Annotated in this window: 20 protein-coding genes; 11 read left to right on the plus strand and 9 right to left on the minus strand. The window is 52.2% G+C overall.

All coding sequences use genetic code 11. The features are described from left to right. Positions 1–5 precede the first annotated feature (5 nt). The gene (locus tag V6N04_RS16630) at positions 6–470 is read left to right on the plus strand and encodes an SRPBCC family protein (protein WP_371171319.1); all 465 of its coding nucleotides are present in this window, start codon (positions 6–8) and stop codon (positions 468–470) included. 212 nt (positions 471–682) lie between these two features. On the opposite strand, the gene V6N04_RS16635 is transcribed toward V6N04_RS16630, so the two are convergent. Continuing rightward, entirely contained in the window at positions 683–1,063 is a 381-nt protein-coding gene (locus V6N04_RS16635) for a VOC family protein (protein ID WP_371171320.1), read from the minus strand. A 340-nt stretch (positions 1,064–1,403) separates the two neighbouring features. On the opposite strand from V6N04_RS16635, the gene V6N04_RS16640 reads away from it, so the two are divergent. The 3 genes from V6N04_RS16640 (at position 1,404) to tnpC (ending at position 4,257) form a co-directional block, all read left to right on the plus strand. Then, positions 1,404–2,003, plus strand: coding sequence for an RNA 2'-phosphotransferase (locus V6N04_RS16640; RefSeq protein WP_371171321.1), 600 nt, complete (start codon positions 1,404–1,406; stop codon positions 2,001–2,003). A gap of 183 nt (positions 2,004–2,186) precedes the next feature. Then, positions 2,187–2,423, plus strand: a complete 237-nt coding sequence (locus V6N04_RS16645) for a helix-turn-helix domain-containing protein (protein WP_371171322.1) — start codon at positions 2,187–2,189, stop codon at positions 2,421–2,423. A gap of 208 nt (positions 2,424–2,631) precedes the next feature. Next, a complete protein-coding gene (tnpC, locus tag V6N04_RS16650) occupies positions 2,632–4,257 on the plus strand; it encodes an IS66 family transposase (RefSeq protein WP_371171323.1) in 1,626 nt (541 codons plus the stop codon). A 162-nt stretch (positions 4,258–4,419) separates the two neighbouring features. Here tnpC and V6N04_RS16655 read toward each other — a convergent pair whose 3' ends face one another. After that, on the minus strand, positions 4,420–4,776 hold the full coding sequence (locus tag V6N04_RS16655; RefSeq protein WP_371171324.1) for a homocysteine S-methyltransferase family protein: 357 nt from the start codon (positions 4,774–4,776) through the stop codon (positions 4,420–4,422). Positions 4,777–4,793: 17 nt separating this feature from the next. Continuing rightward, a complete protein-coding gene (locus tag V6N04_RS16660; protein WP_371171325.1) occupies positions 4,794–5,627 on the minus strand; it encodes a class I SAM-dependent methyltransferase in 834 nt (277 codons plus the stop codon). Positions 5,628–5,842: 215 nt separating this feature from the next. Here V6N04_RS16660 and V6N04_RS16665 point away from each other — a divergent pair, with 215 nt between their 5' ends. Together V6N04_RS16665 and V6N04_RS16670 are read left to right on the plus strand one after the other, a co-directional pair. Then, entirely contained in the window at positions 5,843–6,142 is a 300-nt protein-coding gene (locus V6N04_RS16665) for an antibiotic biosynthesis monooxygenase family protein (RefSeq protein WP_371171326.1), read from the plus strand. A gap of 96 nt (positions 6,143–6,238) precedes the next feature. After that, positions 6,239–6,595: a Rid family hydrolase gene (locus V6N04_RS16670; RefSeq protein ID WP_371171327.1), complete on the plus strand. Its 357-nt coding sequence runs from the start codon at positions 6,239–6,241 to the stop codon at positions 6,593–6,595. A 113-nt stretch (positions 6,596–6,708) separates the two neighbouring features. Here V6N04_RS16670 and V6N04_RS16675 read toward each other — a convergent pair whose 3' ends face one another. The 3 genes from V6N04_RS16675 to V6N04_RS16685 form a co-directional block, all read right to left on the minus strand. Further along, on the minus strand, positions 6,709–7,758 hold the full coding sequence (locus tag V6N04_RS16675) for an MFS transporter (RefSeq protein WP_371171328.1): 1,050 nt from the start codon (positions 7,756–7,758) through the stop codon (positions 6,709–6,711). 329 nt (positions 7,759–8,087) lie between these two features. Then, positions 8,088–8,711, minus strand: a complete 624-nt coding sequence (locus tag V6N04_RS16680; protein WP_371171329.1) for an NUDIX hydrolase — start codon at positions 8,709–8,711, stop codon at positions 8,088–8,090. A 324-nt stretch (positions 8,712–9,035) separates the two neighbouring features. Further along, a complete protein-coding gene (locus tag V6N04_RS16685; protein WP_371171330.1) occupies positions 9,036–9,596 on the minus strand; it encodes a pyridoxamine 5'-phosphate oxidase family protein in 561 nt (186 codons plus the stop codon). 347 nt (positions 9,597–9,943) lie between these two features. On the opposite strand from V6N04_RS16685, the gene V6N04_RS16690 reads away from it, so the two are divergent. Both V6N04_RS16690 and V6N04_RS16695 read left to right on the plus strand, forming a co-directional pair. Continuing rightward, positions 9,944–10,606, plus strand: a complete 663-nt coding sequence (locus V6N04_RS16690) for a hypothetical protein (RefSeq protein WP_371171331.1) — start codon at positions 9,944–9,946, stop codon at positions 10,604–10,606. Beyond that, a complete protein-coding gene (locus tag V6N04_RS16695) occupies positions 10,603–11,220 on the plus strand; it encodes a LysE family translocator (protein ID WP_371171332.1) in 618 nt (205 codons plus the stop codon). The genes V6N04_RS16690 and V6N04_RS16695 overlap by 4 nt, the downstream gene beginning before the upstream one ends. Before the next feature lie 167 nt (positions 11,221–11,387). Here V6N04_RS16695 and gcvA read toward each other — a convergent pair whose 3' ends face one another. Beyond that, positions 11,388–12,302 carry a transcriptional regulator GcvA gene (gene gcvA, locus V6N04_RS16700; protein ID WP_371171333.1) on the minus strand — a complete coding sequence of 305 codons (915 nt, stop codon included), beginning with the start codon at positions 12,300–12,302 and terminating at the stop codon, positions 11,388–11,390. Between the two features lie 160 nt (positions 12,303–12,462). Between gcvA and V6N04_RS16705 the strand changes: the two genes are divergently transcribed. Continuing rightward, positions 12,463–13,320 carry a DMT family transporter gene (locus tag V6N04_RS16705; protein WP_371171334.1) on the plus strand — a complete coding sequence of 286 codons (858 nt, stop codon included), beginning with the start codon at positions 12,463–12,465 and terminating at the stop codon, positions 13,318–13,320. 7 nt (positions 13,321–13,327) lie between these two features. Here the strand turns inward: V6N04_RS16705 and V6N04_RS16710 are convergent, their stop codons facing one another. Further along, positions 13,328–14,209 (minus strand): LysR substrate-binding domain-containing protein, encoded by an 882-nt coding sequence (locus V6N04_RS16710; RefSeq protein ID WP_371171335.1) that lies wholly within the window; start codon positions 14,207–14,209, stop codon positions 13,328–13,330. A gap of 99 nt (positions 14,210–14,308) precedes the next feature. Here V6N04_RS16710 and V6N04_RS16715 point away from each other — a divergent pair, with 99 nt between their 5' ends. Beyond that, positions 14,309–15,319: a glutathione S-transferase C-terminal domain-containing protein gene (locus tag V6N04_RS16715; protein WP_371171336.1), complete on the plus strand. Its 1,011-nt coding sequence runs from the start codon at positions 14,309–14,311 to the stop codon at positions 15,317–15,319. Further along, positions 15,316–15,924, plus strand: a complete 609-nt coding sequence (locus V6N04_RS16720; protein WP_371171337.1) for a LysE family translocator — start codon at positions 15,316–15,318, stop codon at positions 15,922–15,924. Before V6N04_RS16715 ends, V6N04_RS16720 begins: the two co-directional genes overlap by 4 nt. Before the next feature lie 314 nt (positions 15,925–16,238). Here V6N04_RS16720 and V6N04_RS16725 read toward each other — a convergent pair. Beyond that, a partial coding sequence (locus V6N04_RS16725; protein WP_371171338.1) for a LysR substrate-binding domain-containing protein occupies positions 16,239–16,653 on the minus strand: 415 nt, incomplete at its 5' end.

Below are 16,653 nucleotides of genomic sequence, written 5' to 3' on the forward strand. Positions count from 1 at the left end.
ACCTCATGCGCACGATCCGCCTTACCCACGACTACCCATATTCCGCGCGCGAAGTCTGGGAGGTCGCTATCGACTATGACTACCTTGCCGAGGCAATGGATGGCCTCGTTCGGTTTGAAGGGCTGCCCAACGGCAAGGTGCAAGCAAGCCAATCTATGACAGTCATGGTATCCCTGTTTGGCAAATTACCTGCGCAGCCCTACCACATGGAAGTTGTCGACTTTGATGACGATGCGATGCGGCTTGTATCGTCAGAGTGGGGGGCAGGCGTGAAAAGCTGGCAGCACACGCTGCAAGTTACGTCAACCCAAACAGGTTGCACTCTTTCGGACACGATTCAGATTGATGCCGGTTGGTTCACTAGACCATTCTCGGTTTGGGCCAAGTTCCTATACAAGCATCGGCACAAACCACGGATGGAAATACTTGACCGGACCTGTCACACATCTAGCGCGGCTCAAAATGACTAAACCGCTGTTCTACAGAACGGCTGCGACCCTTTTTTACCCTCCTCACAATTGCCCCTCTGGCAGCTCCCGTAGCCATTCTTTTGCTCTTCTTTCATCAGCCATCTGCCAGAGCTGACCTTCGCGCAGAGTGCAGCATCGTGTAGTTTGGGCTTCTGAAATCGCCGCACACTGAGGCCTGACAGAAGACCGCACTCGATCACCTTCCCAGACAGTCAGAAACTTCTTGCATCCTGGGCGGCAACCACAGAAGCCCAAACCGTCACACTACGAAGACTCGACACCTGAATTGAGTTGTTTGCAGGGTCTTTAGCGTTGGCAAATTCATACCCGCTGGCTTTATGGACCTTGCCAAACTGAAGCCCGTTAGCGCTGGCAGCTTCGCAAAAGGCCGATACATCCTCAACGTCGAACACCAGTTTCACCAGAACCTGACCTTCTTTTTGCTTCGACGCTGCCGGGTGCAAAAGAATTGCCACACCAGAGGTTTGAGGTCTTAGTTCGACAATCCGGTCGTCTTCAGATCGCACCACCAAGAAGCCAAAGTAGTTTGCGTAAAAGTCTGCCATTTGATCGACTTTCTTGGTGTAGATCACTAACCGCCCGAGTGGTGTTGCCATTTTTAAGTCCTCGAAAGATATCTTCTTCAGGAGTCTCTACAATGGCTTGATGCGCGACGGCAGCAAAGTCCTGCGAACTGTAAATTTACCCCTTCAAAAGTGCTGCGCGTTTTGCGAATGTCCGAATTCACTGTCGCGCTGCGTCATGGAATTTCGTGCTTGTGCAGAAAAATCTGCGCAGAGTGCACGTGCAGCAAAATTTTGACACTTCCGCTGAGGGCTCTAAGCTGTCACTCTCTGCAGCTAGCCTGAATGGCCGAGGCTCTGGCTCGGACCGGCCGCTTCATATTTCTGCGGTGTAACTCTTGTGAACCCCATGCTATCCGGGAACAGCACCAATCTCGAGACGCGCGTTATGAGCAAAGAGAGTAAATTCCTGTCACTTGTCCTTCGGCACAAGCCTGAAGAAATAGGTTTGCGCTTGGACCGGCACGGCTGGGCAAATATCGAAGACCTGCTTCGCAGAATGAAAAAAGCTGGACGGCGGCTATCTCACGAGGGGCTGGTTGCGCTCGTCGAAACCAACGACAAAAGACGCTTCACCCTGTCGGAAGATGGCCGGAGCATTCGGGCCGCTCAAGGGCATTCGATTGAGGTAGATCTCAATTTGACGCCCGAGAAGCCTCCCAATGAACTGTATCACGGAACTGCGAGCGCCAATCTGGACTCTATTTTCGTGGACGGCCTGAAGCCGGGTCGCCGTCAGCAGGTTCACCTGTCGCTCGATCCGGATACCGCACTACGTGTCGGTCAAAGACACGGGAAGCCGACAGTTCTTCGCGTCGATAGTGCGGGAATGTATACGGGCGGGTATGAGTTCTTCCAGGCCGACAATGGCGTATGGCTGACCGATACGGTCCCCGCCGCATATTTGGGCTTTGGCATCAATCAAATGAACGCAGAACCCAACGCCTGATAAGTCTACTTTTAATTCTACTTGTTACATTTTGCGCTTGACCCGGTCTAATCCTCATTCTAGATAATGATGGTATTAGACGCCGCTTCAGTGCGGTTTTATGCCTTGAGTGCATATTATCCGTTGCGCCGCTCCGTTTTTTGCGCGACAAGAAACCGAATCAGTCGATTATTCGGACCGCCAATGAACGAGCAAAACAGACAGCGTCGGCTGGAAATCCGGCACCAGCTAAATTTAGCCGGATCATCTTTTACATCGCTTGCCAAGAGCTTGAAGCTCAGTGTGAGCACTGTACAGACCGTCGCCAATGGCCGCACTCGGTCCGCTCGCGTTGAGAAGGCCATAGCAGATACCATCGGCAAAGAACTCTGGGAAATCTGGCCGGAATACTACTCCGATCAGACGGAGGAAACGCCATGATCTGAGTCTCATCACATAAATCAAAGCTTTGAAAAGGTTGAGCCCGGCGGACTAGCATCCAAAAACCGGGCTCGTAAAATCGTTTGGTCGACGATCTCTTCCCTTTTCATCCCATTTCCTTGTTCGGAAATCAAGAGCAAACGCGCCCGGCACATCGGGCGCGGCCAAACAAGCTGCGCTCGCAGCACATGAGGGATGAGCTATATCCATGGATCCGGTGCAAGAGCATCAGAAGACCTTTGAGGAGATGTTGTCGTCGGAAGATGGCCGGTTGATTGCCGTTGGCGAGCGCCTGACGGTCAGTTTTGACGATGTCATGGGGGTCATCAACACCCTCATTGCTGAGAACCAGAAACTCGCTAAACAGAATGAGCATCTGCAGCGCAGGATCGCAAAACTACTTCGCGACGAACACGGTCCGAAGGGAGACCACCCTCCCGGTCAGACGCAAGATGGACAGCAAAATCCAGATGAATCGGGAGAGAACGGCACTCAAAACAAGAGCAAAAAGAAGCGCCTGCCGAAGCAAAAGCCCAAAGGCAAGGGTAAAGCCAACTTTGGTGAGAACGCCGTTGAAGAAGATCGTGTGTTCAAGACCGCGGACAACAAATGCCCCTGCGGCTGCGGAGGCAGCTTTCGCAGCTTTAAGCCACGCAAATCTGTCATCTATATTCCCGGTCGGTACGAAATCGAGGTCCGGTGGTATGCCAACTACCGCTGCCAGCATCGAGGTATGTACTCCATTCCGTCGGTGCCCAAAGTCCTACCCGGTGGAAACATTGACAACTCCTTGATCGCTGGTGTTGCAGTCAACAAGTTTGTCTGGGGACTCCCCGGGTACCGGCAGGAACAAATGATGCGCAATAACGGCATCACCTTGGATCGCTCGACCTGCAACAGATATCTCAATCGCGTTGCACTGCAGGCGCTGTCGCCGATTTATCTGAGAGTGATTTCAATCTTGCTCAACACGTCATCGCGATTGACCATGGATGAAACGCCGGTGTCCATTCTGGCTCCCGGGACGGGTAAGGTGGCCAAGTTTTACATGTATGCGATCACCCGTGATGACAGAACATTCGGCGGAACCAGCCCACCCATAACCGCTTATTTTGCGCGATCTACGCGAGCTAGCTATCACATACAGGAAATCCTCGGAGATTACGCAGAACTTCTCCAGACCGATGGATATGCTGGATACAATTTCCACAAAAACAGGGCGGACTGCTGGGCACATGCACGACGACACTATTCGGATGCGGCGATCATCACCGAGGCAGATGACGCCTACACCGCCCTGGATTTTATCAAGCGATTGTACAAGATTGAGAAGAGCATTCGAGGCCACAGCCCTGATGCCAGAGTGCGTGTTCGAGTAGAGTGTTCGCAGCCTATCCTGTATGAGTTCAAGGAATGGCTTGAGAAAGCGTTGGAACGCCATCTCCGTGAAGCGAATGTGGCCAAAGCGATCCGGTACACGCTGAAGCGGTGGCAGGGCTTGACGAAGTTTATTCATGATGGACGCCTGGATCTCGACACCAATGCTGTGGAGAGACAGTTCAAGCCGATTATTCGAACGCGGAAGAACAGCTATTTCGCGGGGAGTACTGATGGTGCGGAGGCATGGGCCATCTACTCAACCCTGTTTGAAACCTGCAAGATGCATGGGATTGATAGCTACAAGTACCTGTATTGGGTTTTGAACCAGATTTCCAAGAAGCTGCCCCGTAGCAGATATGACGAGCTTCTCCCATGGAATGCACCCAAACATTGCCGCATGGGGCATTCGCCAACTGAAAAATATATACACGCTCCCTACGAGCAGGCCGCTTGATCGGGCGGATTGTGTTGAAAAACTCGTTGTTCAGGCGATGGCGGTCAATTCAGCGGAACATCCTTCCGAAAAATGGCGATATCACAAACGAGGTTCACCAGACGGCTCTTGGCGAGAACACAGTTCCAAGTTTTCGAGGCGAATTTCGTGTTGAAGAGTTTTTCAAACAGTATCGGCGGACACCGGTTGACCGAACTTGTCTATCGCCTCGCTAACGTGCGCAATGGCTTTTTTGTTCAACTCAATCAGTTTTTCAGGCGTATAGCCGATGGCCGCGCCTCGATCAGGGTTTGCAACCCACGTCGCGCTTTCCAAAATGACACCAACACTGTGTTCTTGTCCTGGCGCGATAAGGTCGGCGGTATATCGACTGAGATGCGCCCGCCCGTGGTCGGTTTCTAGCAACGGATAGGACGCAAATCCGGGAAGATCGACGTTCTGTGTGAAAAGCAGATCGGTCTCCATCCCCGTATAGGTCAGATAGAGGTCCGTGTTGAAATGTGGCAGCTTGCTTTTCATCGGTGACCACCGATCCTTCAGACAGGCTTTGTTGCGATCATCTCGATTGGTGAAATACGCCCGGCTGCCAAATTGGCGACCATGTTAGGTATTTTTTCGGCCGTTGTTTGCTGCATAAGCAAATGCAAACCCAAGGGTGGCGGACCATCGGCGGCTGCGCTTGCCACCTTCATCTTGGCAAAGAAATCTATCGCAAAGTCATGGCGATCCGTTTCTTTGACCACATGTAGCCCATTGTTCTCCAAGGCCGCTCGATAGTCTTTTGGTTTTGCCAGCCAGCTTGTTTCTGATGTCGTTGCCCAAGGAACAGGGTAAATCAGATCGTCATCACTGGTTGCCATGATATCGTATATACCAAGCTTTGCACCCGGCTTGAGGACCCGCGACAACTCTGCAAACATCGCTGACTTGTCTTCGATATTCATGCCAACATGCATCATGTATGCGCAGTCAAAACTTGCATCCTGAAAAGGCAGTGCTTGCGCATTGCCCTGAAGCAGTTCAATCCGATCTGAAAGCCCAACCCAACCACAAAGCGCTTTTCCGGTCTCAATGTACTCAGGTGTCAGGTCGATCCCCGTAACCTTTGCGCCATAGTTTTTTGCCACAAATCGGGCCGAGCCACCGAGGCCACAACCGATATCAAGGATGTTTTGGGGTGCAGTAATCTCAAGCTGATCCAAGAAATGCACGCTCGCAAGCCGTCCACCGATGTGAAATTCATCGACAGGCCCAAGGTCTTCGACACTGGCATTCTCTGGTTTGATGCCTTGTTTTTCGAGGCCAGCTTTAATGGCCGATAGCAAGTTTCCATGATGATAGTGTTTCGAAATCTTGTCAGAATAACTCATAAGGATGACCTTTTATCAATCTGGAGACTATGGCTGTGACGACCCTTTGAGTCGAGAAGAATGACCAAAGCAGTTGAAGCGAACGGCAACAAGGTCCGCGTTGCCGCCCACGGTTCCACTTTCTGCTCACGTTCGAGGAGAGCCCTATGGTCCCGGCTATTTGCATTGGTGACGGTTTTTGCCTTTATTGGCGAAACTTGGTTAGGGGGAGATCTATGTACGTTGTGATGACCAGAGTGAGGCTCCATCCCGGCACCAGTGAACAATGCGCTGATCTATTTCGACAAAGTAACCCAGACCTTGTTGAAAATGAGCCGGACTGGCATGGTGCACAAATGATTTTCGATAGTGAAACCGATATCGTGACAGTCTTAGCAAGTTGGAGCGATATAGGTTCATACCGGCGGATGAGTAAAAGCCAAAAATTCAAAAGCACGATGTCAGCTTTTAGCCAGCACTTCGCATCTGCGCCTGAGGTTACGGTGAATGACCTCTTGGTTGATATGAAACAGTAGCTTAGTTCGCTCGGCTTTTGAAAACGGTCCAATGCACAGCGTCAGGAAGGTGATAAATTGAAAATGACAAGGCAACTCATTTCGAATGGGAACCCGATGGAGGAAATCGTCGGGTTCAGCCGAGCGGTCCGGGTGGGACCTTATATTTCCGTTGGCGGCACTGCTCCGGTGGATGCGGATGGTAAAACGGTTGGTGTAGGGGATGTTTTTGCTCAGACGACGCAGTGCTTTGAAATTATCAAAGTAGCTTTGGAGCAGGCTGGCTCGGGCTTGCAGGATATCGTCCGCAACAGAGTGATTCTGACAGATATCGACACTTGGAAAGAAGCGATTGAAGCACGAAAAAAGTACTGCATCGATGCCCGTCCTGTCGATACTATTATGGCAGTCACACGGTTTGTGAACCCCGAATGGTTGGTCGAAATTGAAGTAGACGCGGTCATTGCTGATTAGTTTACTTTACCCCATCACGGGTTGCAGTAACGAGCGGTCATAGTCCTTTCGGAACAATCCCAGAAAGCGGTCATCCAGCACGTCAAAATGCTGCACTCACGGGTCAATGTCTGCTATGCGGGCTGCGACCGCAGCATCCGATAAAGGTGTTGAGAGTCCGGTATGGGCCGAACGCGTTCAAATTGTTGCTTTATATATTGGCCGTGAGGCCAATATACTGCGGCAGCTGCTTGATCGAAAGACCCCAATTGGGGGCTAGATGCAACGCTTACGATATAAAGGACCACCGGTGTAGGTGCGATAGCTGGCAGTAGGCAGAAAACCAGGAAGCCAAGCAACGTCGTACTGATAACCAGATTCTGTCCTGCTTCGATCCAGCCACGCCCGCCGAACACGCCGGCACCAATGGCACCGATAGTGTAGAACACGCTTGTGAGGGCGAGTACTTCCCCCGAGAGTTGCAGGAGATCAACAACAACTATTGGCTTGATCACGTTGAGTAGCATCACGCAGATAAATGGTATGCTCCCGCAGAAGGCTAAGAGCATCAGAGAGAGCGGAAAGGCCTGCGATGCAGGTGTTTCCGATTCAGTTTCGTTAAAGTTATGCTGCGGCGCGGCGGTGGGCAGCTTGATAAGCACGATCAGCGACGAGATCAGCATACCCGCTGCGGAGGTCCACAAGATTGGTGACAGAGACTCCGTATTTTGCGCGAAGAAGAAAGCCGCCACTCCTCCTGCCAAAAACGTGGATACCTGTCCCTCAATTTCGAGAATTCCATTGTAGCGGCCAAATTGACCCTCCGGCACGATCTCACGGGTGATTGCAGACCGGATGACATAATAGAAGAATAAGTAAATCTGACCGCAGAAAAATACAGTGAGCGTTAACGCCGTATCCGTAGGCGCGACGGCAAGCACAGCAAGGAGCAGGGCCATCCCAACCATTGCGCTAGCGAACAACCTGCCGCGCGGTGCAGAATCTACGAGCGCTCCGCTTTTCCGTCTTAGAAGGAATAGTACCAGCATCGCCAAAGCACTGACTGCGATCAGCGCATTGCCCCCGAGTGCCTTCACGATCAACCATGGTAGGGCAATCAAAAACACTCCCATAGAGACCGAGGATAGAAAGTTAGCGAGAGTAAAGTACGTTAGTCGGCTCATCCTAGTCCTTTCTGACAATACAGAGGGTTAGCATAAAACTTCAAGTTAAGTTGAGGTCAACGAGCTTTATCATATTAAATTCAATAGGTTGGGTTACTGTTATTTTTGCCCGACTTGACGACCATTCTAGCGACATCAGCTACATCGCAGCGATGAACATGCTGCACCTGCGAACAGATACTGCGTCAGCGAAGGTTGGAAATCCAAGGTCGCGTTTGTCCCGCATCAGACCAGTTTGTGCGCCGCGCGGCGAAAGGCGCGTCATCCCAGACCGGCCCTTCGTGTATTTCGTGGCGAAAGGCGGGTCTGAGCCCTTTTCACCCAAGAAATCAGTGAAAGGAAGCTGCTCTTCCGACGTTGTTGAGGTGGTCGAAAGCCATCTCGATGTCGACTAGGGTCGTGCGGCCAGTTGATAAATCTGGAATGGTGTCGCGCCCAAAGTAGGCATGGTCTGCAATACTGGGGTCGTTGGGCCCAGCCGCTTTGCCCTTACCGTTGCAGGCAAAAAACAGTTTGTAGAAATCTCTTGAATCGGGTTCAGAGCGCCCCATGCTCTTATGCCGGACACCAATCAGTGCCGCGACATCCACTACAAGCCCTGCTTCTTCCAAGATTTCCTTCGATATGTTTTCAGCAGGTGAAAGCCCGACATCTGCGAAGCCGCCTGGAAGTGCCCATTTCCCATCACTTTTCTCTTTTACAAGCAAAAGTCGGTCGTTCTCAAAGACGACTCCTCTAACGTCGACCTTGGGCGTCATGTAACCTGTTGCATAGGGACCGATTAACGCCTCGATGCGACAAACTGGAACATCGCCGATCCGAGCCATCATTTCCATGGCAATTTGAGCAATCTCGTCGTACCTTTCCCGGTCGTACTGATCACGAGTAAATGCAGCCCCTGTCGATGCAAGCGCTTGAAGTCTTTTTGCGTACTCTAGCCAGAGTTCTTCCATATGTACGAACCAGTGCTCTTCAAGCAGACGTCAATCTGCGGTCAGATCTACAATACCTTCTTAATTCGCAAATGTCAGGTTTGTCCGCATCTTTTCAGTTCAGACACGACGTAGAGAAGGGGCAATATATTATCATTCCGAGCTAAGACCCTTACCGTCCTATTCTGCACCGAGCGAGAGTCGACCCCAATGCTGCGCGGTGTGCGAATGGCGGCCTTTCTGCAGCGTAGAAAAAACCTGCTGCGCGTTTTCGCCAGTCGGCATAACGTGCCAGCGAGAAAGCTAACCAATCATAAGGTGCAGCACCTTGCCTTCGGTTGGTGATCAGCTCTCCGGCACCTTGAGACCCGTTGGAAGCCCATCAATGCTCTTGAGATTTTTTTCTTTCCAGTAGACCCTAATACCTTCGGGACCTTTGTGATTGTGCCAGTTTTCTATTGCGGCTCGCTCACCTTGGTAGCCAAACAACGGTACTCCATTGCCGCAGGAGGTTTGCACCACCTCAAAAGAGAGCTTCATAATTTGCCGTGTTCCAAGAGGAATGACGCCGCAGTAGTGCTCTGCGATAAGTGCAGAAAATTCGGTGGTTTCCCAACCCAGCGAAGAACCTGTGCCATAAAGGCGCATAATCTTAGGTGGTCCTGCGAATGCACAGAACATTATGGTCATGCGCCCATCGACCAGCATGTGCGCTGCTGTTTCATTCCCGCTTCCGGTTCGGTCCAAATAGATGACCGTGTTGTCATCGACAATGCGAAGCGCTCCTATCTCGCGAGGAGAGACGTTGACCCGACTGTCGTGGGTCGCCGAGGCCGTGAAAAAAACCTGCTGGCTGTTTATGAAATCGCGATGGCTCGCATTCAATGCATCGAACTGTTTGGCCATGTCACCTCTTTTTCGCGTCTTTTTAATTCCCGATACTGCAATAGGTGCAATGCTCATATATGAAGGTCGGCAAGAGCATTCGTCAACACGAGCGCAGGCGGGCGACGCTAATCGAGTCAACCGTTCATTCGAAACCAATCGCCACCTAACGGAAGCAGCCGTTAGCGCAACCGCAGCGAAAGCTCACTTTGTCCGCATCAGACCAGTTTGTGCGCCGCGCGGCGAACGGCGCGTCATCCCAGACCGGCCCTTCGTGTTTTTCGTGGCGAAAGGCGGGTCTGAGCCCTTATTGCAATCCTTCTGCTTTGCAGCGAAGGTCTGCCTTCCAGTAATTCACGAGATTCACAATGCGTATTGCCTTTCTTCATACCGCTGACGTTCACGTCGCGACCTTCGATCAGATTTTTGACAGCTTAGATAGCGATGTTCAGCTCACACATCACGTCGATGCGAGCTTGCTCGAAAGAGCGCGGCGAGATGGGATCGATGCTGTGCGTGCAGATGTCGAAACGTTGCTCTTAGACTTAAGTACAGCTGATGCCGTGCTCTGCACCTGCTCCACGTTGGGGCCGCTGGCAGATGATGCCGCAAAGTCGTCTAACGCTATTGTAAGAATTGATCGTCCATTGATGGAGCAGGCCTGCGCGGATGGCGACAAGGTCTTGGTCGCCCTGTGCTTGGAAAGCACGCGCGAGGCGACCCTCAATTTGCTCAGGGATTGTGCGAAAGACGCGGGTCAAAACATCACCCCCATCGTCGTAATTTGTAGTGATGCGTGGGCCTTCTTTGAAGCGGGAGATATGGAAGCCTACGCCGCGTCAATCGCGGCATCCATTAAATCAAAAACTGAAGCGGAACCGGGCATAAAGAGCATTGTTTTGGCTCAGGCATCTATGCGTGAGGCTGAAGCCAAGCTAGCGGATACAGGTATTCCAGTCCGTAGCTCGCCCGTGATTGCGGCAAAGCGGTGCCTAGAAGTGGGCCATGCGAATAAGGGTGAAACAACATGATTGAATGGATTTTCTTCATTCCGGCTTGCTTCGCACTGAACTTGGCGTTTGGCCCCAACAATCTCCTTGCCATGACACACGGTGCAAAAGCAGGTGTTGGCTTCGCTCAGAAGGCCGCTCTTGGTCGGTTGCTGATTTTTGTCCCGATGATTGCTGTGAGTGCGCTGGGTCTTGGTGTCGTCCTCACAGCCTCGGCATTGGTTTTCGGGATAGTTAAGGCGGTCGGTGCAGCATATCTGATTTGGCTTGGGGTAAGCCTGTGGCGTAGCGCGCGCACGATGGAGGTCGCACAGATCAGTGCGCACCCTGCACGCTTGGGGCGGGCGTTCAGGAGCGAGGCAATGGTGGCCCTGAGTAATCCAAAGGCGATCCTCATTTTCGCAGCATTTTTCCCACAATTCGTCGTTCTGGAAAATTACTGGCAAAGCTATGCAATGTTGGGTGCAGCGTTTTTGCTAATGGAAGCAGTAGCAATCTTTGCCTATGCTCTGGCGGGCCGCTTTGCATCAAAATTCGCCTCAGACAAGCTTCCAACTATGCAGCGGGTGTCAGGTATCACGATGTGCATTTTTGGGATCCTACTACTGACTAGCCCCCAGCCATCGCGTTCATAGCAGCCGTTCAAACACTGGCACCGAACAGTCGCTTTGTCCCGCGTCGTGCCAGTTCATGCGGCGTGCAGCGAAAGTCGATCCATAACAAACCGGCCCTTGGTGTAGATCGCGGCTAAGGTGTCAGGAGAGCCCAAAGTGCCGAATGCTGAGCTGTCTACCAATGGCAGCTACTTGGCTGTATTTGCCCTACCAATCTCTTCAATCAGCCAGTTCCGAAATGCCGATACCTTGGGGGTCGATGAGCTACCCCGTGAGCTTAGCAGGTAGTATGAGAACGTCAGCGGTGTCATCAGGTCCGAGCCAAACGGACATACGAGACGCCCGTTTGCTAGGTGGTCAGACACCAACCTATCCCCAACCAGTGCCACACCTTGCCCATCCAGAGCTGCCTGTACTGCCATGTTTTCCTGTGTGAAGCGTGGTCCACGGTTCGGGTCGACATCGTGAAGGCCAGCCGCGAGCAGCCACATACGCCAGCTCGCTTCCGCATCTTTCCAATCAATGTGCAGAAGCGTGTGCTGAGCCAAGTCCTCGGGACGCAACAGCGCGTTTTCGCCTTCTAAAAGATTGGGGCTGCATACCGGCGTATTGAGTTGGTTGAACAAGTAATCCACTTCAACTCCTTTGTAGTCGCCTGGCCCGTATCTCACCGCTACATCAAATTCACCTCCCGCTACGTCCACAATGCGGTCAGTTCCATCGATTCTGATCTCAATGTCGGGGTGTTTCCGGTGTAATCGGTCGAGTCTTGGGACCAGCCACATTGAACCGAAGGAAGGACTGACACTGACGCTCAGTATATTTCTTTGGCTGAAGTCCCGCATCAGCTCCGCGCCTTCAGCAAGTTTGTCAAATCCCTCGATCAAGACCGGTAACGCCGCTTGACCCGCTTTGGTTAATCGCAAGGCGCGGGTCAAACGATAGAACAGATCCGTGCCAAGCAGGTCTTCAAGTGCTTTCACCTGATGGCTGACAGCGGCGGGGGTCACATTCAATTCGTCGGCGGCGATCTTGAAGCTGAGATGACGCGCAGCGGTTTCAAAGGCACGCAGCGCGTTTAGAGAAGGGAGATTGCGTGTCATGTGGTATACATTATTTTTTCTATTGTACCGACTTAGGTATTGTCGTTTGTCAGATGATCTGGATTGCAAATATATATACCTGAATGAATAAGATAATCCAGAATAGCTGTTTGTGCGTCTAGAATATGGATTAGATTAAATACAACATTGAGCAGAAACTATGGCAGCAACAAGCACGAGATCGCAATATTCCATCGGTGTTCTCCTACTGATTGCTGCTGCCGTGACTTATAGTACAGCAGGCATCTTCACCAAAGGCGTCGTTGCCGGGGCTTGGGCGGTGATATACTGGCGTGGGTTGTTTGCAGCGGCTTTCACAACTTGCTGGACCATCAACCGAGGCACATTCCGGCACAACTTCTTTGAAATGGGCCGCAGCGGTTGGGTTGTCGGCATTGTTGGGGCAATTGGCACGGCAGCTTTCATACCCGCGTTCAAGCTAACGTCCATCGCAAATGTCTCTTTGATCTATGCAGTTGCGCCCATGATCGCAGCACTTCTGGCTTGGCTTGCCATCGGTGAACGCATCACTGGCCGTACCATGCTTGGATCAATATGCGCGCTTTTCGGAGTCGGCATTATTGTGTCTGGCTCCCTGGGCCAGATCAGCCTTCAGGGCGACACCCTCGCCCTTGTTATGACCGCTGCCATGGCTACAATCATGGTTATCTACCGCAAATATCCAAACACACCGGGGGCCGGGCCATCGGTTTTGCAGTCCTTGTTCCTATTGCCACCTTCCTTCATTCTGGGCGCGCCGTTCCAGACAGACCCATTCGAGATATTCATACTGGCAGCGTTCGGCCTATTGTTCGCCATTGCATCCGTCACCCTCGCCGAGGGAGCAAAGCGTGTTCCATCAGGCCAGACGGCACTCATTAGCGCCCTTGAGACCCCGCTTGCCCCGATGCTGGCGTTTATCGTGTTTGCAGAGTTTCCCAGCACAGCAACGTTGCTTGGCGGTTCTGTTGTTCTGGTTGCGGTCCTGATTTCAATCAAAAACGAGACGGACGCTTGAACCGCCACTACGACGTTGCGGCACTCACCCTCAACCAATCGCCAAATGCGGTCACTGCTTTGGTGCGTTCCTTGTGGGCGAATATGATCCAGTAGGCATCTTTCAGATCGAGAGACAGGGGCCCATATGCCGGTTCAAGTAAGCCAGATGTCAGGCTGTCCTGCACCAGTTGACGATGGGCAAGTGCTACGCCCAACCCTTGCTCGGCAGCACGTATAACCAGATCGGATGACCCAAAGCGTTGTCCTTTGCGCGTATCCAGATCGGACGGGCCATGTATTTCGCACCAGCGTTGCCAAGAGGTGTTGGGGTCACGGTCATGCAACAAACTATGACGTTTGAGATCATCGGGTGTTTTCGGTTTTGGGTTAAGGCTCCAGTATCTCGGGCTCGCCACAGGTATCAGCCGGTCAGGCATCAGTGGAGAGGCCAATCTGTCTTCCCAAGGGCCCGGGCCCATTCGAATGGACAAATCACAGCCAAGCGTATCTGGGCTGCGTTGCCGCTGATCAACAATAACCGAGACCTCGACCCATGGTGTTTCAGCTTCAAATGCGGGCAGCCGAGGCAGTAACCAACGCGCAGCAAATGATGGGGTAGTGTCAACCAGAACCGAGTTGTTCAAACGGCGTTCCCGCAAACTGTCGGTTACTTTGCGCAAGTCTGAGAGGGTGCGCAGCGCCGTCTCACCCAACTGAACACCCTGAGCTGTAAATGCGAGTGGACGACGGTTGCCTGTCTGGTCGATCAAATCGGTTCCGATCCAGTCCTCAAGCTCTCGCAAATGACGGCTGACAGATGAGTGGCTGACCCCGAGAACGCGCGACGCCGGGCGGATGCCACCCTCGGAATAGATCAGCGCAAAAGCACGCAAAGCATTAAATGGCATATCCTTCATGGTCTAATTAATAGACCAAAATTTACAAATTTAGCAACATCACGAAGCACCTGTTCTTGATACTCTCTTGGAGAAGTCAGGAGGTTAATCATGGGAATGATTGTTGAAGGTAAGTGGGTAAGTGATGATAAAATTATACAGAATAGCGCTTATATCCGTGAAATGAGCAAGTTCACTGACCCAATCGAGTTAGAGGCAAATACGACGATTGGATCTGAGCCACGCTATTGGTTGATCGCATCAAAGAGTTGCCCATGGTCACATGGTGCAACCATCGTGAGATCGCTCCATAAGCTCGAAGGCCAAGTCGGGCTTCATACTGCCCATGGTCCACGCATTGAGGGCTACGCCATAGATGGTGGCGAGAGCTGGAATGTGCCGGGCACGAGCGAGCGCATCGAACATCTGCACCAGCTTTATACTCTCGCCAACAAGACATTTACAGGCAGGTCTACAATTCCGGTTCTTTGGGACGCGAAGGCATTAACAATTCTGAGCAATGACTCGCGATCCATCATGCGATCCCTGAGCGAGATGGGAAAGGCGAGCGGAGACGGGTCTTATAACTTAGCACCCATTGAAATCCGTAGCGACATTGATGCAATGATTGACTGGTTGTTCGCCGACCTGAGCAATGCGGTCTATCGCGCCGGGTTTGCAGAAAGCCAGCTTGCATATGATGAAGCCGAGACAACAGTGTTTGCCACGCTTGATGCGTTGGAAAATCGACTTTCAGATCAAAGATACCTGCTTGGTGCCCAAATTACCGAGGCCGATTGGCGTCTGTTTGCCACCTTAGTACGGTTCGATTCTGTCTATGTTATCCTTCACCGCTGTTGCCGAAAACGGCTTACGGATTATCCGGCCCTGTGGTCATATGCGCGCGAACTCTACGCGTTGCCCGGCGTCGCTGAAACCGTCGATTTTCCGGAAATCCTGCGCGGGAGTTACCTTAACGATACCTCTAACAACCCACACAATATCATCCCAGTCTTGCCTGATGTAGATTGGAACGCGCCGCATGATCGTCATCAAATTGGGGCGGCAAAACAATCAAATGAACCAGCTCACGCCACGATCCAAGAGCAGGCCGCGCCATGATGGCGCCAGAAATTGTAGCCGGTATTTTTGGCCTGGCCTTTGTTGCAATGATCACACCCGGACCCAACAATCTTGTCGCTTTGACTCTCTCTGTCGGTGGTGAACTAAACAAGACTGCGCGGGCATGCGGCGGCATAATCGCAGGCACGATCTGTCTTGTCGTTGTTTGCTGGTTTGGGGCGGCGTCGGTTTTCGAAGCCTTCCCCGTTCTTCAAATTATCATTGTCGGATTAGGTTGTGCTTATCTTATGTGGGGCGGTGCCACTCTTTTTCTGAGCACGTGGCATGCGGGCGAACCTTCGGGGCAGTCTTTTCCTTCATCATTTTGGGGGTTAGCAGGGTTTCAGTTCACCAATCCAAAAGCCTGGGTTCTATGTGTTGCTGCGGTCTCCGTCATGCAGGGTAGTCGCGCAGACCTTTTAGGTTTGGCCGTTCTTGGTGCCATCTTTGGCGTTTCAAGCGCGATAAGCCTTGCTGTGTGGGTCGCTGCGGGCCGGTTGTTGCCCAGAAAAAGATATGAGGAAGGTACGCCACCTTGGATAAGCGCGATATTGGGGCTCGCACTGATCGGGACATGCGTGTCATTGGCGATTTCTGCGATCTAAGTGCAATTGCAAATGTTAAAGCTGCCATTGATGAATGCGCAGCGAAGGTCTCTTTTGTCCCGCGAACTGTGAGTTCGAGTGGCTTCAGATTTTGCCCACGCGGCGAATGTCAGCTTAGCGGGCGCACGTGCAGAACTCAGGGGCCGTGTCCAAGGTCGGCTCTGGGCCGGGATCACCTACCAGTAGGCGTCGGATAGTGTTGATGCCGCACTTGCTCCGATGTCGGCTGTGAGCCCAAGGTGTCGAATGCTGCATCCTGCTCGAACGGCGGCTTTAGGGAAATTGGCTTTCTGGTGCGTGATACCAAGGCGATGTTAGGTGACTTTTTGAAGGCTCTGCCAGAGCATCTGCGCCACTGGCCCTATGGACAACTCTGAAGTACGAAATACGAAAACTTCGTTGTGAAGAGGGAAATGAGTATACTGGAGGGTGATGTCCATAAGGTCACCTCGGTCTAAGTTTTCCATGACCAGATGTTCTGGCAAGCGCCCCCAGCCGAGGCCGCGTAGCAACAGCTGCTTTTTCATATGCAGATCGCTCACGTACCAACGTCTTTGGCCTCTTTGAACGCCAAACTCACGGTCGAACAAGCCCGCCGCATCCCCTGTGTCACTGACCAGTATCTGATGAAAGCGCCGTAGGTCTGAAATTTTGCCCGCGGTTTGCATTGTATGAATCAAAGTGGGAGCCGCGACATTGCGCATGTTGGACTGATAGATTGGGAAGTGT

This window comes from Aliiroseovarius conchicola, assembly GCF_041403445.1.
GTDB classification, from domain to species: Bacteria; Pseudomonadota; Alphaproteobacteria; order Rhodobacterales; family Rhodobacteraceae; genus Aliiroseovarius; species Aliiroseovarius conchicola.